This is a genomic window from Enterobacter sp. 4974935, assembly GCF_058661735.1.
Window position 1 is genome coordinate 4,388,352 of record NZ_JBZWGT010000003.1, and the last position, 24,490, is coordinate 4,412,841.

The 24,490-nt window shown below is 54.1% G+C and carries 18 protein-coding genes, 1 tRNA gene and 3 rRNA genes; 15 read left to right on the forward strand and 7 right to left on the reverse strand.

Annotated features, from left to right (window positions below):
- Positions 1-44 precede the first annotated feature (44 nt).
- Entirely contained in the window at positions 45-1,037 is a 993-nt protein-coding gene (gene asnA, locus AC4OVS_RS22240) for an aspartate--ammonia ligase (RefSeq protein ID WP_491922722.1), read from the forward strand.
- Here the strand turns inward: asnA and viaA are convergent, their stop codons facing one another.
- Positions 1,038-2,489, reverse strand: coding sequence for an ATPase RavA stimulator ViaA (gene viaA / locus AC4OVS_RS22245; RefSeq protein WP_048966198.1), 1,452 nt, complete (start codon positions 2,487-2,489; stop codon positions 1,038-1,040).
- Positions 2,483-3,979, reverse strand: coding sequence for an ATPase RavA (gene ravA / locus AC4OVS_RS22250; RefSeq protein WP_022649869.1), 1,497 nt, complete (start codon positions 3,977-3,979; stop codon positions 2,483-2,485). Before ravA ends, viaA begins: the two co-directional genes overlap by 7 nt.
- A gap of 222 nt (positions 3,980-4,201) precedes the next feature.
- Here ravA and kup point away from each other — a divergent pair, with 222 nt between their 5' ends.
- From kup to rbsR, 7 genes are all read left to right on the forward strand, one after another.
- The gene (kup, locus tag AC4OVS_RS22255) at positions 4,202-6,070 is read left to right on the forward strand and encodes a low affinity potassium transporter Kup (protein ID WP_006808744.1); all 1,869 of its coding nucleotides are present in this window, start codon (positions 4,202-4,204) and stop codon (positions 6,068-6,070) included.
- Between the two features lie 662 nt (positions 6,071-6,732).
- Positions 6,733-7,152, forward strand: a complete 420-nt coding sequence (rbsD, locus tag AC4OVS_RS22260; protein WP_003862392.1) for a D-ribose pyranase — start codon at positions 6,733-6,735, stop codon at positions 7,150-7,152.
- Positions 7,153-7,159: 7 nt separating this feature from the next.
- Entirely contained in the window at positions 7,160-8,665 is a 1,506-nt protein-coding gene (gene rbsA / locus AC4OVS_RS22265) for a ribose ABC transporter ATP-binding protein RbsA (RefSeq protein WP_150312272.1), read from the forward strand.
- Positions 8,666-8,669: 4 nt separating this feature from the next.
- A complete protein-coding gene (gene rbsC / locus AC4OVS_RS22270; RefSeq protein ID WP_022649866.1) occupies positions 8,670-9,635 on the forward strand; it encodes a ribose ABC transporter permease in 966 nt (321 codons plus the stop codon).
- A gap of 27 nt (positions 9,636-9,662) precedes the next feature.
- The gene (gene rbsB / locus AC4OVS_RS22275) at positions 9,663-10,553 is read left to right on the forward strand and encodes a ribose ABC transporter substrate-binding protein RbsB (RefSeq protein ID WP_003862397.1); all 891 of its coding nucleotides are present in this window, start codon (positions 9,663-9,665) and stop codon (positions 10,551-10,553) included.
- A gap of 108 nt (positions 10,554-10,661) precedes the next feature.
- Positions 10,662-11,591: a ribokinase gene (rbsK, locus tag AC4OVS_RS22280; RefSeq protein ID WP_003862399.1), complete on the forward strand. Its 930-nt coding sequence runs from the start codon at positions 10,662-10,664 to the stop codon at positions 11,589-11,591.
- 3 nt (positions 11,592-11,594) lie between these two features.
- Complete coding sequence (gene rbsR / locus AC4OVS_RS22285; protein ID WP_072202236.1) at positions 11,595-12,587, forward strand: ribose operon transcriptional repressor RbsR; 993 nt, start codon at positions 11,595-11,597, stop codon at positions 12,585-12,587.
- On the opposite strand, the gene mdtD is transcribed toward rbsR, so the two are convergent.
- Positions 12,553-13,986 (reverse strand): multidrug transporter subunit MdtD, encoded by a 1,434-nt coding sequence (gene mdtD, locus AC4OVS_RS22290; RefSeq protein ID WP_491922723.1) that lies wholly within the window; start codon positions 13,984-13,986, stop codon positions 12,553-12,555. The two genes, rbsR and mdtD, sit on opposite strands and share 35 nt — an antisense overlap.
- Positions 13,983-14,690: a FadR/GntR family transcriptional regulator gene (locus AC4OVS_RS22295; RefSeq protein WP_023298937.1), complete on the reverse strand. Its 708-nt coding sequence runs from the start codon at positions 14,688-14,690 to the stop codon at positions 13,983-13,985. The genes mdtD and AC4OVS_RS22295 overlap by 4 nt, the downstream gene beginning before the upstream one ends.
- 455 nt (positions 14,691-15,145) lie before the next feature.
- Here AC4OVS_RS22295 and AC4OVS_RS22300 point away from each other — a divergent pair.
- The 4 genes from AC4OVS_RS22300 (at position 15,146) to rrf (ending at position 20,119) form a co-directional block, all read left to right on the forward strand.
- Positions 15,146-16,687: ribosomal RNA gene (locus tag AC4OVS_RS22300) — 16S ribosomal RNA — on the forward strand.
- 84 nt (positions 16,688-16,771) lie between these two features.
- Positions 16,772-16,847 (forward strand) — tRNA-Glu (locus tag AC4OVS_RS22305).
- A gap of 182 nt (positions 16,848-17,029) precedes the next feature.
- Positions 17,030-19,934 (forward strand): 23S ribosomal RNA (locus AC4OVS_RS22310).
- A 69-nt stretch (positions 19,935-20,003) separates the two neighbouring features.
- Positions 20,004-20,119, forward strand: a 5S ribosomal RNA gene (gene rrf / locus AC4OVS_RS22315).
- Together the 16S, 23S and 5S rRNA genes with 1 tRNA gene alongside form the textbook arrangement of a ribosomal RNA operon.
- 99 nt (positions 20,120-20,218) lie before the next feature.
- Here rrf and mobB read toward each other — a convergent pair.
- Together mobB and mobA are read right to left on the reverse strand one after the other, a co-directional pair.
- Positions 20,219-20,722, reverse strand: coding sequence for a molybdopterin-guanine dinucleotide biosynthesis protein MobB (gene mobB / locus AC4OVS_RS22320; RefSeq protein WP_491922724.1), 504 nt, complete (start codon positions 20,720-20,722; stop codon positions 20,219-20,221).
- Positions 20,719-21,303 carry a molybdenum cofactor guanylyltransferase MobA gene (gene mobA, locus AC4OVS_RS22325; protein ID WP_022649860.1) on the reverse strand — a complete coding sequence of 195 codons (585 nt, stop codon included), beginning with the start codon at positions 21,301-21,303 and terminating at the stop codon, positions 20,719-20,721. The genes mobB and mobA overlap by 4 nt, the downstream gene beginning before the upstream one ends.
- A 68-nt stretch (positions 21,304-21,371) precedes the next feature.
- Here mobA and AC4OVS_RS22330 point away from each other — a divergent pair, with 68 nt between their 5' ends.
- From AC4OVS_RS22330 to dsbA, 3 genes are all read left to right on the forward strand, one after another.
- The gene (locus tag AC4OVS_RS22330; RefSeq protein WP_003861904.1) at positions 21,372-21,641 is read left to right on the forward strand and encodes a YihD family protein; all 270 of its coding nucleotides are present in this window, start codon (positions 21,372-21,374) and stop codon (positions 21,639-21,641) included.
- Between the two features lie 75 nt (positions 21,642-21,716).
- Positions 21,717-22,703 carry a serine/threonine protein kinase gene (locus AC4OVS_RS22335; protein ID WP_022649859.1) on the forward strand — a complete coding sequence of 329 codons (987 nt, stop codon included), beginning with the start codon at positions 21,717-21,719 and terminating at the stop codon, positions 22,701-22,703.
- Between the two features lie 27 nt (positions 22,704-22,730).
- Positions 22,731-23,354, forward strand: coding sequence for a thiol:disulfide interchange protein DsbA (dsbA, locus tag AC4OVS_RS22340; RefSeq protein WP_022649858.1), 624 nt, complete (start codon positions 22,731-22,733; stop codon positions 23,352-23,354).
- 21 nt (positions 23,355-23,375) lie between these two features.
- Here the strand turns inward: dsbA and yihG are convergent, their stop codons facing one another.
- The gene (yihG, locus tag AC4OVS_RS22345; protein ID WP_022649857.1) at positions 23,376-24,284 is read right to left on the reverse strand and encodes a 1-acylglycerol-3-phosphate O-acyltransferase, YihG family; all 909 of its coding nucleotides are present in this window, start codon (positions 24,282-24,284) and stop codon (positions 23,376-23,378) included.
- Positions 24,285-24,490 lie beyond the last annotated feature (206 nt).

A 24,490-nucleotide genomic window follows, 5' to 3' on the forward strand; every position in this document is an offset into this window, starting at 1 on the left:
TTCTGTTGCTTAATCAGTATCAACAGGACGCAGGAGTATAAATAATGAAAACCGCTTACATCGCAAAACAACGCCAGATCAGTTTCGTTAAATCCCATTTTTCTCGGCAGCTGGAAGAGAAGCTTGGCCTTATTGAAGTGCAGGCGCCGATTCTGAGCCGCGTGGGTGACGGGACGCAGGATAACTTGTCTGGTTGCGAAAAAGCGGTACAGGTAAAAGTGAAAACACTGCCAGACGCCCAGTTCGAAGTGGTTCATTCCCTGGCGAAGTGGAAGCGTCAAACCCTGGGACAACACGACTTCAGCGCGGGCGAAGGGCTTTACACGCATATGAAAGCCCTTCGCCCCGATGAAGACCGCCTCTCCCCCATTCACTCTGTCTACGTTGACCAGTGGGACTGGGAGCGCGTAATGGGTGACGGCGAGCGTCACGTCGGTACGCTGAAATCTACCGTTGAGGCGATCTACGCCGGGATCAAAGCGACCGAAGCGGCCGTGAGCAAAGAGTTTGGTCTGGCACCGTTCCTGCCGGAAACGATCCACTTTGTTCACAGCCAGGAGTTGCTGAGCCGTTTCCCGGATCTGGATGCCAAAGGCCGTGAACGCGCGATCGCCAAAGAGCTGGGCGCGGTATTCCTGATCGGCATTGGCGGGAAATTGTCTGATGGTAAACGTCACGACGTCCGTGCGCCGGATTACGATGACTGGAGCACCGTGGGCGAGAGCGAATATGCCGGTCTAAACGGCGATATTCTGGTCTGGAACCCGGTTCTGGAAGATGCGTTTGAACTCTCTTCGATGGGGATCCGCGTGGATGCTGAAGCACTGAAGCGTCAGCTGACCGTGACCGGTGATGAAGATCGTCTGCAACTGGAATGGCACCAGGCGCTGCTGCGCGGTGAAATGCCGCAGACCATCGGCGGTGGTATTGGCCAGTCTCGTCTGACCATGCTGCTGTTGCAACTGTCCCATATCGGTCAGGTACAGTGTGGGGTCTGGCCGCAGCAGGTACGTGAGAGCGTCGGTTCTCTTCTTTAATTAACGTCGCCAGCGTCTGAGCAGGCGGCTACGCAACCCGGTATCAAAGCGCCAGATGTGATCGAAGATGCGCATGATGCCGGGTTTTCCATGTGCAGACATCGCCACGGCATGGAAACGGTGCTGGTGCACGCGCTGCATCTCCTTCACTTTATTCACGACGTCGTCCGGCAGCCGCTGGGCAATAAAATCGGAAATCACCACCGCATCCGCGTCGTACCAGTCTCCGCCCTGCATGCGCTCAATGATGCTGCGAAAACAGCTGGCCAGATCGGTGCCGCCGCGAAAGCGCTGGCTTAAAAAGCGGATCGCCTGCTCCAGCCCCTGTGGGCTGGTCAGTTCATACCCCACCACTTCGCTGGAAAATAACATGATGTAGCAGCGACGACGATCGGCGAGCGCCACGCGCATCAGAGCCAGGCAGAACGCTTTTGCACACTGCTCGTTAAATCCCCCCATCGATCCGGACGTATCTACGCAAACAATGAATGGACCGCGCGGTTGCTCATCAAAGTCCTGATGCACCACCGGGCGCTGGCTGATTTTTTCGCGCCAGGCTTCGCCATGCAACCGATAGGTAAGAAGCTGTTTTTCCACCAGACGGCGATAAAACTCATACTCCAGTTCGGTCATTCCCAGCGTGCTGAGTTCCGTAGGCAACAGGCGCAGGATATCATCGCTTTGCTGTAAGCCGTCCACCTGCTCCGGTACGGTGGACGGCTCGCGTACCAGCGTACGAAAGGTTTCCATCGGCGCATCTTTCTTTGGAACTGACCTGGCCTCCCGGGAACGACCAAGCTGTTCAGCAAGCTTCATCAGCTCCGGCTGTTGTGCCAGAAAGTCGCCGTACTTCACGATCAACTGATAATCGCCACGTTTTAACTGACCGGCACTCATATCCCAGAGTCGACCGGCGGCGTTTTCATTCTCCACCAGCACCTGTTCTAGCTGGCCGCTTAACGTCATCCGCTCCTGAACTTCGCTTAACAGCTGTTCGCGCTCTTCGTCCAGCAACTGCTGGTTGAGAGAGGTGGCCTGAACGACAAGACTGAGCCGCCAGCGCTGTAAAAACAGCGTATGCAGGGCGGGAGTAAAGCTGGGGTTGTCCGTGACCAGCGCTCTGGCCTGGCTGGCAAACGGGGAGTGAACGTTATCTAGCAGCGTCAGGGTTTGCTGTAGCTGGGCAATAAACTGCGGCGTTGAAAGCCGCTGGCACTGCTGGTAACCAGCCACTTCCTCTGTCAGTTCCGGCGGGACTTCCGTCTCCTTAAACCGCTGGCGCAGGTTATCGCGCCAGCGGGGAAGATCGTCCGTCATTGCTTTTCTGAGCTTCGGAAATTTTTCAAAGAAGGCCGCCAGCTGCGGTGAAGCGAGCAGGGTAATGACGACCTCTTCGATCAACCCTTCCTCGCTAACCGCCAGCATGACGTTAAGCGTGTCCAGCGTTAGCATTGACGCGCCTGTTTAATCTGCGCGCTGACATCCTGCAAGCTGGCTTCAATGCGACCTAACCAGTCGCTATGGATAAAGAGGCATTTCTGCTGCTCGCTGAAGCGCGTGTGCTGCTGATGCCATTCGTTATCCAGCGCTTCGAGCTGCTGTTTGATCTCCTCCGGAAGACTGTCAGAGGCCGTGCCCGGCAGCGCCAGGCGCGATCCCTGAAGGCTGACGTCGCGGATCACAAGGTGCTGGCTGCTGTCGACTTCCATCGACAGCGGCTGTGCAAAGCCGATACCGTTGAGTTTACCGCGGATCTCGCCGCCCTTATCCAGCCACTGAACCAGCGCAACGCGTTCGATCGTCACGTGCACCACCTGCATATCATGAAGCTTCAGCGGCTGCTGAAGAAGAAGCGTGAGCGAGGCGTCAGTCAGCTCGGCTGGCAGTTCATAGTGCGGTTTACGGGCAAACATCCCGCCAAGACGGTTCACCTTCAGCGCGGTTTTGTCACTTTGCTGCTGCTGAAGCTGAAGACGACGTTGGGCAATCGCCCCCAGTTGATTAAGCATGGATTGCTGACCCCACGCGTGCCCGGTCATCAAAACGTCCAGCTGCTGCTGCATCAGATTCATCCCTTCTGCGTCGTGCCACAGACAGTCTTTCAGCAGGATTAGATCGATGGGGGCGACAGCATCGCGGCCGCTGAACAGGGCGCTTGCCTGAAGCAGACGAATGGCTTTTTTCCAGCGACGGTCGGAGACGTACGGCGCGGAGGGCAATAAATCAAGCTGCTGGCGCAGCATGAAGATCAGCTCAAAGACGGCATCGGGCAGCTTAATTTTGCCTATCTCTTCCTGCCACTGGTCATACTCTTCGTCCGTGACCTGTAATGATGGTGCCACCGGATTTTCGTTTTCGTCCTGCTGGCTTACCAACATTGAGCGGAAGTTCGATTTGTCCTGGACTTTATCCAGCCACAGGCGGATCAGCATGCGGTCATACAGTGCTTCCAGGCTGCTGTCGGCTTCGGGAAGTTCGTTAGACGCGGCCACCAGCAACCGCATGGGGATCTTCTCTTCGCTCGCGCCGTTGCGGAAGCGGCGTTCGTTGATTGCCGTCAGCAGGGTATTCAGAATGGCCGGGCCGGCTTTCCAGATCTCATCAAGAAAGACGATTTCCGCTTCCGGGAGATAGCCCGCCGTCAGACGTTCATAGCGTCCCTCATCTTTTAACGCCTGAATGGAGAGCGGGCCGAAAACTTCTTCCGGCGTGGAGAAGCGCGTCATCAAATACTCGAATGCGCGAGCGTTCTGGAAAGCGAATTTGAGGCGGCGTGCGATCAGACTTTTGGCAATGCCCGGCGGACCCAGCAGAAACACGCTTTCCCCGCTCAGCGCCGCCAGTAAACAGAGGCGAATGGCGTGGCTACGCTCGTAAAGGCCTTTCTCCAGCGCACTGCTGAGGCGGGAAATTCTTTCTGCTAATAAATGTGAGTGAGCCATAATAGTTTTGCATCCTTTCGCCGTCGTGGCGGCTAATTGAAGCGAGTATAGACGTTTCGGTCTGGCCTGGTAATAGGCTGAAGTGCGGCGCTATTTTCTTTGCGCTACATTAATGCGGCTGCATTTAGGGGTACGATTTTGCATTGAATCGTGCATACTGTGCGCTTTTTGTGGGCCAAGGGACTAAGCACACATTTGTTATTCAAACGAAAAGACTAGTCTATGAGCACTGATAATAAGCAATCATTACCCGCAGTAACGCTTGCAGCGATCGGGGTTGTCTACGGTGATATCGGCACCAGCCCGCTTTATACGCTTCGTGAATGTTTGTCCGGTCAGTTTGGTTTTGGTGTAGAGCGTGACGCCGTATTTGGTTTCCTCTCGCTCATCTTCTGGCTGCTGATCCTGGTGGTCTCCCTTAAGTATCTCTCTTTCGTTATGCGGGCTGATAACGCGGGCGAGGGCGGTATTCTGACCCTGATGTCCCTTGCTGGGCGCAATACGTCTGCAAGAATGACCTCCGTGCTGGTCATCATTGGCCTGATTGGCGGCAGCTTCTTCTATGGGGAAGTCGTGATTACGCCAGCGATTTCGGTGATGTCGGCCATAGAGGGGCTGGAGATTGTCGCGCCTCAGCTTGATACGTGGGTGGTGCCACTCGCTATTATCGTGCTGACGTTGCTGTTTGCTATACAAAAACACGGTACCGGGCTGGTGGGTAAGCTGTTCGCGCCTATTATGCTGGCCTGGTTCCTGATCCTGGCGGCGCTGGGCTTACGCAGTATTATTGCCAACCCGGATGTCCTGCACGCGCTGAACCCAATGTGGGCGGTGCATTTCTTCCTGGAATATAAAGTGGTGTCGTTTGTGGCGCTGGGCGCGGTAGTGCTTTCCATTACCGGTGTTGAAGCGCTGTATGCAGATATGGGCCACTTCGGGAAACTCCCAATTCGCGTCGCCTGGTTTAGCGTTGTTCTGCCTTCACTGGTGCTGAATTACTTCGGCCAGGGCGCGCTGCTGCTTGCCCATCCTGAAGCGATTAAAAACCCGTTCTTCCTGCTGGCGCCGGACTGGGCGCTGGTTCCGATGCTGATCCTGGCGACGCTGGCGACGGTCATTGCCTCTCAGGCTGTTATTTCCGGCGTATTCTCCCTGACGCGTCAGGCCGTGCGTTTGGGTTATCTCTCCCCAATGCGCATTATCCATACCTCTGAGATGGAGTCAGGCCAGATCTACATTCCGTTCGTCAACTGGCTGCTCTATTTCGCGGTGGTGATTGTTATCGTCAGCTTCGAGCACTCCAGTAACCTGGCGGCGGCGTACGGTATCGCGGTAACCGGAACGATGGTGTTGACCTCTATTCTCTCCACCACCGTGGCGTACCGTAACTGGCACTGGAATAAGTTCCTGGTGGGGCTGATCCTGGTTGGCTTCCTCTGTATCGACGTACCGCTGTTCTCTGCGAACCTCGATAAGATTGTCTCCGGTGGCTGGCTGCCGCTGACGCTGGGTCTGGTGATGTTCATCGTGATGACGACGTGGAAGAGCGAACGTTTCCGCCTGCTGCGTCGTATGCATGAGCACGGTAATTCTCTGGAGGCGATGATCGCCTCGCTGGAGAAATCCCCGCCGGTGCGTGTGCCGGGTACGGCGGTGTATATGTCTCGTGCGCTGAACGTGATCCCGTTTGCGCTGATGCATAACCTTAAGCACAACAAAGTGCTGCACGAGCGCGTGATCCTGCTGACGCTGCGTACCGAAGATGCGCCGTATGTTCACAACGTGCGACGCGTACAGATTGAGCAGCTGTCGCCAACCTTCTGGCGCGTGGTGGCAAGCTACGGCTGGCGCGAAACGCCGAACGTGGAAGAGGTATTCCACCGCTGCGGTCTGGAAGGGCTGAGTTGCCGCATGATGGAGACATCGTTCTTTATGTCCCACGAGTCGCTGATCATCGGCAAGCGCCCATGGTATCTGCGCCTGCGCGGCAAGCTGTATCTCATCCTGCAACGTAACGCCCTGCGTGCGCCTGACCAGTTTGAGATCCCGCCCAATCGCGTGATTGAGCTGGGGACGCAGGTCGAGATTTAATTCTCAGTGCGGCCTGATGCCCTCACCCAGCCCCTCTCCCACAGGGCTGAGGGATCCCCAGTAATTTTTTTATGCAGAAGCAATAAAGTTGCTTTCTAAATGACTGAGGGCTGTCAGCGATGCCCTGGTCCGGCTGTAAATCGCTGAGGCGTTTGCCTTCCGGCCGGGGCGAGGCGCAGGGATGCGCCGAGAGGGCGGCTTTACAGGGACGTTGCCTCCGCCCGTACCCGATAAGCCGGAAGGAATAAGCTGAGGGCACCGCGAAGCGGCGATTTACCGCCGGGAGCCCGGGTCGCCAGGGTGGTGGCGACTGAGCCACCCTGGCACGTTCACCGGTCATGTCGTTACAGAGTAGCAAGGAACATAAAGTGAACGGAATGACCACCACCGCCGTATGTTCCCCTCACCCTAACCCTCTCCCCGGAGGGGCGAGGGGATTGCTCAGTGCTCGCATTAATTTGTGGGGAACCCTCAGCCACAGGGAGAGGGCGCAAACATAAAAAACGGTAACCTGACGGTTACCGTTTTGCATTTACCTCCTTTGCATTTCACTTAGCGAAACGTTTCGACGCCGATCACAAATCCGTTACGTCATGATGGTTTTCTGAACACTTCTGCGGCTACACTGTTTTTAGCGAAACGTTTCGCTAGTGGAGCAAAAAATGAAGAAAGGCACAGTACTCAACTCAGAAATATCATCGGTAATTTCCCGTCTTGGGCATACCGATACGCTGGTGGTTTGCGATGCAGGCTTACCGGTTCCGCGCAGCACAACCCGTATCGATATGGCGTTAACGCAGGGCGTACCCTCGTTCATGCAGGTACTGGAAGTCGTGACGGCGGAGATGCAGGTTGAGGCGGCCATTCTCGCGGCGGAAATCAAACAACATAATCCGCAACTCCACGAAACGTTGCTCAGCCACATTGAGCAACTGCAACAGCACCAGGGAAACACCATAGAAATTCGTTACACAACGCACGAGCAGTTCAAACAACAAACCGCAGACAGTCAGGCGGTGATTCGCAGCGGGGAGTGTTCCCCGTATGCGAATATCATTCTCTGTGCTGGCGTCACCTTCTGAGGCCATCATGGACGTATTACTGCAACTCAAAGGGATCGATAAGTCGTTCCCGGGCGTTAAAGCCCTCTCTGGCGCGGCGCTGAACGTTTATTCCGGGCGCGTAATGGCGCTGGTGGGCGAAAACGGCGCGGGCAAATCCACCATGATGAAAGTGCTGACCGGGATCTATCAACGCGATGCCGGTTCGCTGCTGTGGCTGGGTAAAGAGACCACCTTCAACGGCCCGAAATCCTCTCAGGAAGCGGGCATTGGCATCATCCACCAGGAGCTGAACCTGATCCCGCAGCTCACCATTGCGGAGAACATCTTCCTCGGCCGTGAGTTCGTGAACCGGTTTGGCAAAATCGACTGGAAAACCATGTATGCCGAAGCGGACAAACTGCTGGCGAAGCTGAATCTGCGCTTTAAGAGCGACCGACTGGTGGGCGACCTTTCCATCGGCGATCAGCAGATGGTGGAGATCGCGAAGGTGCTGAGCTTCGAGTCGAAGGTCATCATTATGGATGAACCGACCGACGCCCTGACCGATACCGAAACCGAATCCCTGTTCCGCGTGATCCGTGAGTTGAAATCCCAGGGGCGCGGCATTGTCTATATCTCTCACCGCATGAAAGAAATTTTCGAGATCTGCGACGACGTCACCGTCTTCCGCGACGGGCAGTTCATTGCCGAGCGTGAAGTGGCCACGCTGACCGAAGATTCGCTGATTGAAATGATGGTGGGACGTAAGCTCGAAGACCAGTATCCGCGTCTGGACAAAGCGCCAGGAGAGATCCGCCTGAAGGTGGATAACCTCTGCGGGCCGGGTGTGGATGACGTCTCCTTTACCCTGCGCAAGGGCGAGATCCTTGGCGTCGCGGGCCTGATGGGCGCGGGACGTACCGAACTGATGAAAGTGCTCTATGGCGCACTGCCGCGCACCAGCGGCTACGTTACCCTTGACGGCCATGAGGTGGTCACCCGCTCGCCGCAGGATGGCCTGGCGAACGGCATTGTCTATATCTCCGAAGACCGTAAGCGTGACGGCTTAGTGCTGGGCATGTCGGTAAAAGAGAACATGTCCCTGACCGCGCTACGCTATTTCAGCCGCAGCGGCGGCAGCCTGAAACACAAAGATGAGCAGCAGGCGGTCAGCGATTTTATCCGTCTCTTTAACGTTAAAACCCCATCGATGGAGCAGGCGATTGGCCTGTTGTCCGGCGGTAATCAGCAGAAAGTGGCGATTGCCCGCGGGTTGATGACTCGCCCGAAAGTACTGATCCTCGATGAGCCAACTCGCGGCGTTGACGTGGGCGCGAAAAAAGAGATCTATCAGCTGATTAACCAGTTCAAGGCCGACGGTCTGAGCATCATTCTGGTCTCTTCCGAGATGCCAGAAGTATTAGGCATGAGCGATCGCATTATCGTCATGCATGAAGGGCATCTCGGTGGTGAATTCACTCGCGAGCAGGCCACCCAGGAAGTTCTGATGGCTGCCGCTGTGGGCAAGCTTAATCGCGTGAATCAGGAGTAAGAAGATGACTACCCAGGCTGTTTCTGGTCGCCGCTATTTCACAAAGGCATGGCTGATGGAACAAAAATCGCTGATTGCCCTGCTGGTGCTGATCGCGATTGTCTCGACCATGAGCCCGAACTTTTTTACCGTTAATAACCTGTTCAATATTCTTCAGCAGACCTCCGTCAACGCCATTATGGCGGTGGGGATGACGCTGGTGATTTTGACCTCGGGTATCGATCTGTCCGTCGGTTCCCTGCTGGCGCTCACCGGCGCGATTGCCGCGTCGATTGTCGGTATTGAGGTCAACGCGCTGGTAGCCGTTGCTGCTGCGCTGGCGGCAGGCGCGGCAATTGGCGCGGTAACCGGCGTGATTGTGGCAAAAGGCCGCGTACAGGCGTTTATTGCCACGCTGGTGATGATGCTGCTGCTGCGCGGCGTCACCATGGTGTACACCAACGGTAGCCCGGTGAATACCGGCTTTACCGAAAACGCCGATCTATTTGGTTGGTTTGGTATCGGACGCCCGCTGGGTATTCCGACGCCAGTCTGGATCATGGCTATCGTCTTCCTGGCGGCGTGGTACATGCTGCATCATACCCGTCTGGGTCGTTATATTTATGCGCTGGGCGGTAACGAATCGGCAACGCGTCTGTCCGGTATTAGCGTCAACAAAGTTAAAATTATCGTTTACTCCCTGTGCGGTCTGCTGGCATCTCTGGCGGGCATCATCGAAGTGGCGCGCCTCTCTTCCGCGCAGCCAACGGCGGGTACGGGCTATGAGCTGGATGCCATCGCGGCAGTGGTTCTGGGTGGTACGAGCCTTGCGGGCGGTAAAGGTCGCATTGTTGGGACATTGATCGGCGCACTGATCCTAGGTTTCCTGAATAATGGCTTGAATTTGTTAGGTGTTTCCTCCTATTACCAGATGATCGTTAAGGCAGTGGTGATTTTGCTGGCGGTACTGGTAGACAACAAAAAACAGTAACTGACGACACTACAGGACATCTTAGATATGAACATGAAAAAACTGGCTACCCTGGTTTCTGCTGTCGCGCTGAGCGCAACCGTAAGTGCTAACGCCATGGCGAAGGACACCATCGCGCTGGTTGTCTCTACCCTGAACAACCCGTTCTTCGTCTCCCTGAAGGATGGCGCGCAGAAAGAAGCAGACAAACTGGGTTACAACCTGGTGGTGCTGGATTCTCAGAACAACCCGGCGAAAGAGCTGGCTAACGTTCAGGACTTAACCGTTCGTGGTACCAAAATCCTGCTGATCAACCCAACCGATTCCGACGCGGTCGGTAACGCCGTGAAGATGGCAAACCAGGCGAAGATCCCGGTAATCACCCTGGACCGTCAGGCGACCAAAGGCGACGTTGTTAGCCATATTGCGTCTGATAACGTACTGGGCGGCAAAATCGCCGGTGACTACATCGCGAAGAAAGCAGGTGAAGGCGCGAAAGTGATCGAGTTGCAGGGTATCGCCGGGACTTCCGCGGCCCGTGAACGTGGTGAAGGTTTCCAGCAGGCTGTAGCGGCGCACAAATTTAACGTGCTGGCGAGCCAGCCGGCAGACTTCGACCGTACAAAGGGTCTGAACGTCATGCAGAACCTGCTGACCGCGCATCCTGATGTGCAGGCGGTATTCGCACAGAACGACGAAATGGCGCTCGGTGCGCTGCGTGCGCTCCAGACTGCGGGTAAATCAGATGTGATGGTTGTCGGATTTGACGGCACGCCGGATGGTGAAAAAGCAGTAAATGATGGCAAACTGGCTGCGACCATCGCTCAGCTGCCTGAGCAGATTGGCGCGACTGGCGTGCAAACTGCCGATAAAGTGCTGAAGGGCGAAAAAGTTCAGGCCAAATATCCTGTTGACCTGAAACTGGTCATTAAGCAGTAAAGGCGATTCAGGCAGTCGCTGGCTGCCTGAGGGACACCAAATAAAAGAAAAGTGTGGCATACGCCACCGGGTAATACCGGTGGCGCTCTCAGATGGACACCTCAATACATGAAAACCGCAGGCAACCTCGTCGTCCTTGGCAGTATCAATGCCGATCACATTCTTAACCTTGAAACGTTCCCCACTCCGGGCGAAACCGTCACCGGCAATCAGTATCAGGTGGCGTTCGGCGGTAAGGGCGCAAACCAGGCAGTTGCCGCCGGACGCAGCGGGGCGAATATCGCGTTTATCGCCTGTACGGGTGATGACGATACCGGCGAGCGCGTACGCAAACAGCTCGCAAGCGACAACATCGACATCGCACCCGTCAGCGTGGTTGCAGGGGAATCTACCGGCGTGGCGCTGATTTTCGTCAATGCGGAAGGTGAGAATGTCATCGGTATTCATGCGGGGGCTAATGCCGCGTTAACGACTGAACGCGTCGAAGCGCAGCGTGGGATCATCGCCGGAGCGGAAGCCCTGCTGATGCAGCTGGAGTCACCGGTTGAAAGCGTGCTGGCCGCTGCGAAAATTGCGCATGAAAATCATACGTCTGTCGTACTTAACCCGGCGCCTGCCCGTGTATTATCAGACGAGCTGCTGGCGCTGGTGGATATCATCACCCCGAACGAAACCGAAGCGGAAAAGCTGACGGGTATCCGTGTCGAAAATGATGACGATGCCGCGCGTGCCGCGCTTGCGCTGCATGATAAAGGCATCGGCACCGTGATCATCACCCTCGGCAGCCGTGGGGTGTGGGCTAGCGTCAATGGCGAAGGCCGTCGCGTACCGGGCTTTAAGGTCAAAGCCATTGATACCATCGCCGCAGGTGACACCTTCAACGGTGCGCTGGTAACGGCGCTGCTGGAAGGAAAAGCAATGGATGACGCGATTCGCTTCGCGCATGCCGCCGCCGCGATTGCGGTGACGCGTAAAGGCGCTCAGCCTTCTGTTCCATGGCGTAAAGAGATTGATGAATTCTTAAGTCAGCAGGGGTAACGCTTGGCCACAATGAAAGATGTCGCCCGTATGGCGGGCGTTTCTACCTCGACTGTCTCCCACGTTATCAATAAGGATCGCTTCGTCAGCGAGGCGATTCGGGAGAAAGTTGACGCTGCAATTAAAGAACTCAACTATGCGCCGTCTGCGCTGGCCCGCAGCCTGAAGCTTAACCAGACGCGCACCATCGGCATGCTGATCACCGCCAGTACCAACCCTTTTTATTCTGAACTGGTGCGCGGCGTGGAGCGCAGCTGCTTCGAGCGCGGCTACAGCCTGGTGCTGTGCAATACCGAAGGCGATGAGCAGCGCATGAACCGAAACCTGGAGACGCTGATGCAAAAACGCGTCGACGGGCTGCTGCTGCTCTGTACCGAAACGCATCAACCCTCGAAAGAGATCATTCAGCGCTACCCTTCTATTCCTACGGTCATGATGGACTGGGCGCCGTTCGACGGCACCAGCGATCTGATCCAGGATAACTCGCTGCTGGGTGGCGATATGGCGACCCAGCATCTGATAGATAAAGGCCATACCCGCATCGCCTGTATTACCGGCCCGCTGGATAAAACCCCGGCGCGCTTGCGTCTGGAAGGCTATCTTTCGGCCATGGAACGGGCGGGGCTTGCCATTCCTGATGGCTATCGCATCACCGGCGATTTCGAATTTAATGGTGGATTTGAAGCAATGCAGAAACTGCTGGCGCAAGAGCCGCGCCCGCAGGCGGTGTTTATCGGTAACGATGCGATGGCATTCGGAGCTTATCAGGCGCTGTATCAGGCGGGATTACGTGTTCCGGACGACATGGCGATCGTCGGTTATGATGATATCGAACTGGCGCGCTACATGACGCCGCCGCTGACCACCATTCATCAGCCGAAGGATGAACTGGGTGAGCTGGCTATCGATGTGTTGATCCACCGCATGGCTCAGCCCACGCTGCAACAGCAACGTTTGCAGCTTACTCCTGTTCTGATGGAACGCGGTTCGGTTTAGCCTTCTCTTTATGACGCTCTTTAATCAGGTTCCGGCCGTCTTTTGGTTTTAACAACATAAAGACCACCGCCGATACCACGGTAAGGGCGCCCATGGTGATAAAGGTATAGTGGAACTGCTCAACGGTATTTGTACCGTCAAACCCTTCATAAAACCGCAGTACCGCCGCGCTCATGGCAACCCCGAGGCTGATCGACAGCTGTTGAGTGACCGCCAGTACGCTGTTGCCGCTGCTGGCATTCTCGTCGGTGAGGTCCCCAAGGGTGATGGTGTTCATCGACGTAAACTGCGTCGACATGGCCATACCCAGCACAAACAGCGGCAGGATCAGCATCCAGATGGGTAACGCCGCAGATTGCAGGGAGAACTGCGCAATCATCAATCCAATAAAGATCGTCACGCCAACCAGCGTCTTACGATAGCCAAACCAGCGCAGCACCTGCGTGACCGTCGATTTTGCCAGAATTGAGCCCATCGCTGTGGGGGCCATCATGCAGCCAGCAATCAGGGCCGGATAGCCGAAACCGACCTGGAGCATCAGCGGCATCAGGAACGGTACGCAGCCCGTGCCCAGACGCGAGGCAATATTGCCCGCGATCCCGACGGAAAACGTTCGGGTGTTAAACAGAGATAAAGAGATAAGCGGTGTCGGATGGCGACGCGCATGACGGATATATAGAAGGAACAGCAGAATACCGCTAAGAATGATGGCCAGCGCCAGCCACGTCGCTACGATTTTCTCGCCAAACAGCTCCATCCCGCTGGAGAACAGGACCAGGCTCAGGCCAAACAGGAAGAAGCCGCCCATATCGAAGCTGCGTCGTGGTGTGGTGAAGTTCGGCATATATTTGCGGGCATAGATTAGCCCTGCCACACCAATCGGAATATTAATCAGGAAGATCCAGTGCCAGCTTGCCCAGGTCACCAGTACGCCGCCGAGAACCGGGCCAAGTATCGGACCGACCAGCCCCGGCATAGTCACAAAGTTGAGCACCGGGAGCAGTTCGCTGCGCGGATAGGCGCGTAATAACGCCAGACGTGCGACGGGCATCATCATCGCGCCGCCTATCCCCTGTAGAACGCGGAAGATAACCAGTTCCGTCAGAGAGGTAGAGAGGGCGCAAGCCAGAGAACCGAGGGTGAACAGCGTCACCGCCAGCATAAACACTTTGCGCGTGCCGAAACGATCGGCCAGCCAGCCGCTGACCGGAATGAGCATCGCCACCGTCAGGGTATAACTGATGATGGCGGATTGCATCGCCAGTGGGGAGCGGTTAAGGCTTTGGGCTATTGCGGGAAGGGCGGTATTGAGGATAGTGGCATCCAGTGCCTGCATAAAGAACGCCATGGCTGCAATCCACGGCAATCCGGCCATACTGCGTGCTTTTTTCTCTGTCATTTATTTACCTGCTGGTGGGTTGGCGCGGCCAGCAACGCCTGGCACGCACTCAGGGCTCGCTGCCCGTCGCTTTCCTGAATGGCATCGACTATCGCCTGATGCAGATCCAGCTTCACCACCTCATCCTGTGTGATAGAGGCAAAGTAAGTGTGGTACACAGAATGGAATAAAGAAGCAAAGGAGGTCAGGAAAGGATTTCCGCTCATATTATAGATATGTTCATGCCAGGCCATATCGACCTCTATCCAGCGCTCGCGGTTAAAGTGCTTTTTCAGATCCACCATCTCTTCCATAAAAGTATTGAGCTGCGCTTTTTGCTCTGCTGTGCCGAGCGTGGCGGCAAGCAGACAGGCCTGAGGCTCAAGACTGCTGCGCATGACCAGAAAGTGATCGACGACCTGATTAAAGTTATCTTCGGTCATCCACCAGGTGAGTAACTCCTGATCGAGAAAGTTCCAGTTCCCCTGAGGCATAACGCGGGTGCCAATGCGCGGGCGTGGAAGCACCATCCCTTTCGCCGTTAATGTTTTTACCGCTTCGCGAACGGCGGTACGGCTTACACCAAACTGATCCCCCAGCTCCATCTCGCTGGGCAGGATGCTACCTGGGGCATATTTACCCGCTAAGATCAGCTGAGCCAGCTTTTCTGCCAGCACATAGGACAGGTTTTTTTGAGCTGCCAGCTGTTGTGCGCTTAATGGCATCGCTTTTATTCCTTAAATATTGATGCGGCTAATTATGCCATCTCAGGGGTGATTGTGGTTGCAGATACATCAATTAGAACAATTTGTAGCTTGATCTCATCGCTTTTGGTGAAAAAAAACACGGTCAGAAACTTTTTTTAAATTACCTCTTGTCACTTCAGAAGAACTCCCTATAATGCGCCTCCACTGACACGGAACAACGGCACGCAAGCCGCCGGGTCAGCAGAGAAAAGCAAAATAAACGCTTGACTCTGAAGCGGGAAAGCGTAATATGCACACCCCGCGCCGCAGCGAAAACGTAGCGGCACTGCTCTTTAACAATTTATCAGACAATCTGTGTGGGCACTCAAAGTGACATGGATTCTTAACGTCCTCGGACGAAAAATGAATACCAAGTCTCAACGAGTGAACACGTAATTCATTACGAAGTTTAATTCATTGAGCATCAAACTTTTAAATTGAAGAGTTTGATCATGGCTCAGATTGAACGCTGGCGGCAGGCCTAACACATGCAAGTCGAACGGTAACAGGAAGCAGCTTGCTGCTTCGCTGACGAGTGGCGGACGGGTGAGTAATGTCTGGGAAACTGCCTGATGGAGGGGGATAACTACTGGAAACGGTAGCTAATACCGCATAACGTCGCAAGACCAAAGAGGGGGACCTTCGGGCCTCTTGCCATCGGATGTGCCCAGATGGGATTAGCTAGTAGGTGGGGTAACGGCTCACCTAGGCGACGATCCCTAGCTGGTCTGAGAGGATGACCAGCCACACTGGAACTGAGACACGGTCCAGACTCCTACGGGAGGCAGCAGTGGGGAATATTGCACAATGGGCGCAAGCCTGATGCAGCCATGCCGCGTGTATGAAGAAGGCCTTCGGGTTGTAAAGTACTTTCAGCGGGGAGGAAGGCGACAGGGTTAATAACCCTGTCGATTGACGTTACCCGCAGAAGAAGCACCGGCTAACTCCGTGCCAGCAGCCGCGGTAATACGGAGGGTGCAAGCGTTAATCGGAATTACTGGGCGTAAAGCGCACGCAGGCGGTCTGTCAAGTCGGATGTGAAATCCCCGGGCTCAACCTGGGAACTGCATTCGAAACTGGCAGGCTAGAGTCTTGTAGAGGGGGGTAGAATTCCAGGTGTAGCGGTGAAATGCGTAGAGATCTGGAGGAATACCGGTGGCGAAGGCGGCCCCCTGGACAAAGACTGACGCTCAGGTGCGAAAGCGTGGGGAGCAAACAGGATTAGATACCCTGGTAGTCCACGCCGTAAACGATGTCGACTTGGAGGTTGTGCCCTTGAGGCGTGGCTTCCGGAGCTAACGCGTTAAGTCGACCGCCTGGGGAGTACGGCCGCAAGGTTAAAACTCAAATGAATTGACGGGGGCCCGCACAAGCGGTGGAGCATGTGGTTTAATTCGATGCAACGCGAAGAACCTTACCTACTCTTGACATCCAGAGAACTTTCCAGAGATGGATTGGTGCCTTCGGGAACTCTGAGACAGGTGCTGCATGGCTGTCGTCAGCTCGTGTTGTGAAATGTTGGGTTAAGTCCCGCAACGAGCGCAACCCTTATCCTTTGTTGCCAGCGGTCCGGCCGGGAACTCAAAGGAGACTGCCAGTGATAAACTGGAGGAAGGTGGGGATGACGTCAAGTCATCATGGCCCTTACGAGTAGGGCTACACACGTGCTACAATGGCGCATACAAAGAGAAGCGACCTCGCGAGAGCAAGCGGACCTCATAAAGTGCGTCGTAGTCCGGATTGGAGTCTGCAACTCGACTCCATGAAGTCGGAATCGCTAGTAATCGTGGATCAGAATGCCACGGTGAATACGTTCCCGGGCCTTGTACACACCGCCCGTCACACCATGGGAGTGGGTTGCAAAAGAAGTAGGTAGCTTAACCTTCGGGAGGGCGCTTACCACTTTGTGATTCATGACTGGGGTGAAGTCGTAACAAGGTAACCGTAGGGGAACCTGCGGTTGGATCACCTCCTTACCTTAAAGAACCTGCCTTTGCAGTGCTCACACAGATTGTCTGATGAAAAGTAAATAGCAAGGCGTCTTGCGATTGAGACTGTACGTCCCCTTCGTCTAGAGGCCCAGGACACCGCCCTTTCACGGCGGTAACAGGGGTTCGAATCCCCTAGGGGACGCCACTTGCTGGTTCGTGAGTGAAAGTCACCTGCCGTCATATCTCAAAACTGACTTGCGAGTCATGTTTGAGATATTTGCTCTTTAAAAATCTGGATCAAGCTGAAAATTGAAACGACACACAGCTCATGTGTGTTCGAGTCTCTCAAATTTTCGCAATCAGAAGTGAAACATCTTCGGGTTGTGAGGTTAAGCGACTAAGCGTACACGGTGGATGCCCTGGCAGTCAGAGGCGATGAAGGACGTGCTAATCTGCGAAAAGCGCCGGCGAGGTGATATGAACCTTTGACCCGGCGATGTCCGAATGGGGAAACCCAGTGCAATCCGTTGCACTATCGTTAACTGAATACATAGGTTAACGAGGCGAACCGGGGGAACTGAAACATCTAAGTACCCCGAGGAAAAGAAATCAACCGAGATTCCCCCAGTAGCGGCGAGCGAACGGGGAGCAGCCCGGAGTCTGAATCAGCTTGTGTGTTAGTGGAACGGTCTGGAAAGTCCGACGGTACAGGGTGATAGTCCCGTACACGAAAGCACACATGCTGTGAACTCGAAGAGTAGGGCGGGACACGTGGTATCCTGTCTGAATATGGGGGGACCATCCTCCAAGGCTAAATACTCCTGACTGACCGATAGTGAACCAGTACCGTGAGGGAAAGGCGAAAAGAACCCCGGCGAGGGGAGTGAAAAAGAACCTGAAACCGTGTACGTACAAGCAGTGGGAGCCTCTTTATGGGGTGACTGCGTACCTTTTGTATAATGGGTCAGCGACTTATATTCTGTAGCAAGGTTAACCGTATAGGGGAGCCGAAGGGAAACCGAGTCTTAACTGGGCGTTAAGTTGCAGGGTATAGACCCGAAACCCGGTGATCTAGCCATGGGCAGGTTGAAGGTTGGGTAACACTAACTGGAGGACCGAACCGACTAATGTTGAAAAATTAGCGGATGACCTGTGGCTGGGGGTGAAAGGCCAATCAAACCGGGAGATAGCTGGTTCTCCCCGAAAGCTATTTAGGTAGCGCCTCGTGAATTCATCTTCGGGGGTAGAGCACTGTTTCGGCTAGGGGGCCATCCCGGCTTACCAACCCGATGCAAACTACGAATACCGAAGAATGTTATCACGGGAGACACACGGCGGGTGCTAACGTCCGTCGTGAAGAGGGAAACAACCCAGACCGCCAGCTAAGGTCCCAAAGTCATGGTTAAGTGGGAAACGATGTGGGAAGGCACAGACAGCCAGGATGTTGGCTTAGAAGCAGCCATCATTTAAAGAAAGCGTAATAGCTCACTGGTCGAGTCGGCCTGCGCGGAAGATGTAACGGGGCTAAACCATGCACCGAAGCTGCGGCAGCGACACTATGTGTTGTTGGGTAGGGGAGCGTTCTGTAAGCCGTTGAAGGTGTCCTGTGAGGGGGGCTGGAGGTATCAGAAGTGCGAATGCTGACATAAGTAACGATAAAGCGGGTGAAAAGCCCACTCGCCGGAAGACCAAGGGTTCCTGTCCAACGTTAATCGGGGCAGGGTGAGTCGACCCCTAAGGCGAGGCCGAAAGGCGTAGTCGATGGGAAACAGGTTAATATTCCTGTACTTGGTGTTACTGCGAAGGGGGGACGGAGAAGGCTATGTCAGCCGGGCGACGGTTGTCCCGGTTTAAGCATGTAGGCGGAGGTTCCAGGTAAATCCGGTACCTTATTAACGCTGAGGTGTGATGACGAGGCACTACGGTGCTGAAGTGATAAATGCCCTGCTTCCAGGAAAAGCCTCTAAGCATCAGGTAACACGAAATCGTACCCCAAACCGACACAGGTGGTCAGGTAGAGAATACCAAGGCGCTTGAGAGAACTCGGGTGAAGGAACTAGGCAAAATGGTGCCGTAACTTCGGGAGAAGGCACGCTGATATGTAGGTGAAGCCCCTGCGGGCGGAGCTGAAATCAGTCGAAGATACCAGCTGGCTGCAACTGTTTATTAAAAACACAGCACTGTGCAAACACGAAAGTGGACGTATACGGTGTGACGCCTGCCCGGTGCCGGAAGGTTAATTGATGGGGTTAGCGGCAACGCGAAGCTCTTGATCGAAGCCCCGGTAAACGGCGGCCGTAACTATAACGGTCCTAAGGTAGCGAAATTCCTTGTCGGGTAAGTTCCGACCTGCACGAATGGCGTAATGATGGCCAGGCTGTCTCCACCCGAGACTCAGTGAAATTGAACTCGCTGTGAAGATGCAGTGTACCCGCGGCAAGACGGAAAGACCCCGTGAACCTTTACTATAGCTTGACACTGAACACTGGTCCTTGATGTGTAGGATAGGTGGGAGGCTTTGAAGCGTGGACGCCAGTCTGCGTGGAGCCAACCTTGAAATACCACCCTTTAATGGCTGGTGTTCTAACGTAGACCCGTAATCCGGGTTGCGGACAGTGTCTGGTGGGTAGTTTGACTGGGGCGGTCTCCTCCCAAAGAGTAACGGAGGAGCACGAAGGTTGGCTAATCCTGGTCGGACATCAGGAGGTTAGTGCAATGGCATAAGCCAGCTTGACTGCGAGCGTGACGGCGCGAGCAGGTGCGAAAGCAGGTCATAGTGATCCGGTGGTTCTGAATGGAAGGGCCATCGCTCAACGGATAAAAGGTACTCCGGGGATAACAGGCTGATACCGCCCAAGAGTTCATATCGACGGCGGTGTTTGGCACCTCGATGTCGGCTCATCACATCCTGGGGCTGAAGTAGGTCCCAAGGGTATGGCTGTTCGCCATTTAAAGTGGTACGCGAGCTGGGTTTAGAACGTCGTGAGACAGTTCGGTCCCTATCTGCCGTGGGCGCTGGAGAATTGAGGGGGGCTGCTCCTAGTACGAGAGGACCGGAGTGGACGCATCACTGGTGTTCGGGTTGTCATGCCAATGGCACTGCCCGGTAGCTAAATGCGGAAAAGATAAGTGCTGAAAGCATCTAAGCACGAAACTTGCCCCGAGATGAGTTCTCCCTGAGACCTTGAGTCTCCTGAAGGAACGTTGAAGACGACGACGTTGATAGGTCGGGTGTGTAAGCGCAGCGATGCGTTGAGCTAACCGATACTAATGAACCGTGAGGCTTAACCTTACAACGCCGAAGCTGTTTCGGCGAAGAGACAGACACGATTTTCAGCCTGATACAGATTAACAGAATTTGCCTGGCGGCTTTAGCGCGGTGGTCCCACCTGACCCCATGCCGAACTCAGAAGTGAAACGCCGTAGCGCCGATGGTAGTGTGGGGTCTCCCCATGTGAGAGTAGGGAACTGCCAGGCATCAAACAAGTGAAGAGGCCATCCGAAAGGATGGCCTTTTTGCGTTTATACGTCGAAAAACGGTAGGCCGGGTAAGGCGAAGCCGTCACCCGGCAGATCTCAGACTGCACACCACGCCAAAATAAACTCTGCAATCCCCTCCACATTATTCAAATCCAGAACCGGTACTTCCAGCGTCAACGCAGCGTCACTGACCACAGCAATCACATGTTCATCCAGCGTTAACTCACTTACATCATGCCCGGCACCGTTTCTGAACAGCAGGATCTTCGCAACAGCCTCGTGCTTAAACCCCTCAACCAGCACCAGATCCAGCGTGGAATGATCCATCCGGCTGACAAGATAAGCGAGATCCAGCGATGCTTCATCCGGAGTTTCTGTCATTAACGCCCAGCGCTGGTTACTCGCCACCATCGTTTGTGCAGCGCCAGCCTTACGCAGCTCATAGCTGTCTTTCCCCGGCTTATCGACATCCATGTTATGGTGCGTGTGCTTAATCAATCCGGGACGAATACCTTTAGCGCAAAGTGCAGGTATCAGCTTTTTTAGCAGCGTAGTCTTCCCGGTGCCGCTCCAGGCAGAGATCGCTAATACGGGTATCATTTCTTCTCCTGCATCATCTGCAAATCTTCCGTCGTGTTTACATTCACAAACGCCGATTTCATGTCACTGAAATCAACGGAATGCCCTCCTGACTGGCGCATAAATACCATGACGCGTCGCTCTCCTGCGGCCAGGTAATCTTCCAGCGCAGATATTAACGAGCGATTAATCAATGCGATCGTCGGATGGTCGCGTTCGCCGTCGTGTACCCAGACGACGGGAGCACCCTCGCACCGCTGCACCAGACGTTCAACCAGACAGGACGGGATGAAGGGCGTATCACATGAACAAAAGAGAAACCACTCTCCATGCGACTGCTGCATAACGGAAAGCATTCCCGCCAGCGGGCCGGGGTAGTCCACAAGCTTATCCTGATAAACCGGATATCCACTGCGCTGGTAAATATCAACATGTCGGTTAGCGCTGATCGCCATCGACGACACCTGATTTGCCAGGGTATCAGCAACATGCTGCCATAAGGGGGTGTTGTTCAGGAGCTGAAGACCTTTATCTTTTCCGCCCATTCGCGTTGCCCTGCCTCCGGCAAGAACGACCCCGATGATTTCCTGGCATTGATTCACGAATATCGCCTCTTTTATTGTGGGATTGACCCTGCTAACGTGTCTCTCTAAATGAAAGGAGCACTACCATGAAATGTAAACGTCTTAATGAAGTCATTGAGCTTCTCCAGCCGGCCTGGCAAAAAGAGCCAGAGCTGAATCTGATGCAATTTTTACAGAAACTGGCGAAAGAGTCAGGTTTTGATGGCGAACTGGCAGACCTTTCTGATGACATCCTGATCTACCACCTCAAAATGCGTGACTCGGCTAAAGATGCTGTTATTCCTGGTATTCAGAAAGATTATGAAGAGGATTTTAAAACTGCATTACTGCGCGCCCGAGGCGTAATTAAAGAGTAAAAGCTTGTAAGCGGAGCCACCGAAATCGCCACAAGATGATATCCTGAATCATTCGTATAATTTCCGGATGATCGGATGAACGACCAGGCTTTTACTTTCCAGACACTACACCCGGATACCATTATGGATGCGCTGTTCGAGCAGGGTATTCGGGTGGATTCCGGGTTAACCCCTTTAAACAGCTACGAAAACCGTGTCTACCAATTTCAGGACGAAGAGCGCCAGCGCTTTGTCGTAAAGTTTTACCGGCCACAGCGCTGGTCCGCAGAACAAATTCAGGAAGAGCATCAGTTTGCCCACGATCTGCTGGATGACGATGTTCCCGTTGCGGCACCGCTCAAATTTAATAACCAAACGCTGCTGACCCATCAGGGTTTTTACTACGCGGTATTTCCGAGCCTGGGCGGAAGACAGTTTGAGGCAGATAATATCGATCAGATGGAATGGGTTGCCCGTTATCTGGGGCGCATTCATCAGACGGGACGTAAAAAATCGTTTGTTGCCCGACCGACGATTGGTGTTCAGGAATATCTTATTGAGCCGCGAGAGGTATTCGAAACATCGGCGCTGATCCCAAAGGCGCTTAAGGATAATTTCCTCACGGCGACCGATAAGCTTATTGATGCTGTAAAAGCCTGCTGGCGGGATGATATTACCGCACTACGCCTGCACGGTGACTGCCACGCCGGGAATATTCTCTGGCGCGACGGCCCGCTATTTGTCGATCTTGATGACGCTCGTATGGGACCTGCGGTGCAGGATCTGTGGATGCTGCTCAACGGTGATAAAGCCGAGCAGCGCATGCAGCTTGAGACCATAATTGAAGCTTATGAAGAATTTAGCCCCTTTAATTCAGACGAAATTGCCCTGATAGAGCCTTTACGTGCGATGCGATTTGTTTATTATCTCGCGTGGTTAATCAGGCGTTGGGAAGACCCGGCTTTTCCCCGAAATTTCCCCTGGCTTACCGGGGAGGATTACTGGCGCAACCAGATATCCACATTTACCGAGCAGGTTAAGGTTCTACAGGAACCCCCTCTGCAATTAACGCCGATGTATTAATTGGACACACCCAGGAGAGAGTTAATCATGAAAAAAATTTGGCTGGCGCTGGCTGGTATGATTCTGGCATTTAGCGCAACTGCTGCGCAGTTTACCGACGGCAAGCAGTACATTACGCTGGACAAGCCTGTAGCTGGCGAGCCTCAGGTGCTGGAGTTCTTCTCCTTCTACTGCCCGCACTGCTACGAGTTTGAGCAGGTACTTCATGTTTCTGACAACGTGAAGAAAAAGCTGCCGGAAGGCACCAAAATGACGAAATACCACGTTGAGTTCCTTGGCCCATTGGGTAAAGATCTGACTCAGGCATGGGCGGTTGCGATTGCGCTGGGTGTGGAAGATAAGATCACCGCGCCTATGTTTGAAGCCGTACAGAAAACCCAGACCGTACAAACTACGGCAGATATCCGTAAAGTGTTTGTTGATGCCGGTGTGAAAGGTGAAGACTACGACGCTGCCTGGAACAGTTTTGTGGTGAAATCTCTCGTGGCACAGCAGGAAAAAGCTGCCGCTGACTTCCAGTTGCAGGGCGTGCCGGCGATGTATGTTAACGGTAAATACCAGGTAAATATGCGTGGTATGGACACCACCAGTATGGATATCTTCGTACAACAGTACGCTGATACCGTGAAACACCTGGTTGAGATGAAGTAACAAACATAAAGAAAACGCCGGTCATTGACCGGCGTTTTTGTATGAAGATTTTAACTCCGCTATCTGTTCGTCTTTCTCTTTCCAGAGTGTATTGAGCCAAAGCTGGAAACGACGTTTGAAGTTTTTATCGTTAACGTAATCACCGTGCAGTTCCGTATCGATGGGCAACAGATCAACGCGGACTACGATACGCGTCAGCTTGCCGCTGAGCATATCGTAGAACGGCGTCCTGTCGTTTTCCGGATAGCAGAGCGTTACGTTCAACAATTTATCAAACTGCTCACCCAGCACGTTGAGGGCCATTGCGATACCCGCTGCCTTTGGCGGCAACAGGTGCTGATACGGAGAGCGAGTCTGCTGGCGCTTCTCTTCGGTAAAGCGCGAACCTTCGACGAAATTAACTATGGTGGTGGGATGCGCGCGAAACTTCTCGCAAGAACGGCGCGTAGTTTCCACGTCCATACCGCGGCGTTCCGGATGACGAATCAGATAGCTGCGTGAATAGCGTTTCATAAACGGCATATCCAGCGCCCAGCAGGCCAGACCAATGAAAGGCACCCATGCCAGTTGCTGTTTCAGAAAGTATTTGTTCATCGGAATATGTTTGCGAAACAGCACGCACAATACAACGATGTCGGCCCAGCTGTGATGATTGCAGATCAGCAGATACCAGTTCTTTTTATTCAGCTTCTCAAGGCCCTGAACGTCCCACTTTAACCAGGGGTTCAGATACAACAGGATCGCCAGCCCTTCACACCAGCAGTACATCATAAAATTACAAAAAGCAGACACTGCACGCCATACCGGAGGGACGGGCAGCAGGAGCTTAATTATTCCGGCAACGATGATTGGCACAGAACAGGCGATGGTAACCAGAATAGTTAAAATGACGCTTAGCAATAAGGTTATCGCAGCGAGTATTTTCGACATAATGAATTTTTTCAGATAGTTAGCTGTAATTAAGCAGCCGGCTATCCGGTGCTGGGCGCCGATCTTATCAGATATTGGCCCAGACCAGGGCGCTTTCGCACGAAGAGGCTGCGGCTTTTCCTACCATGCAGCGAAATTTTCTATATAGACAGGGTGCTTACGTCTTATATCCACATAGACTAAATAACCATCAGCGGGGTGGGATC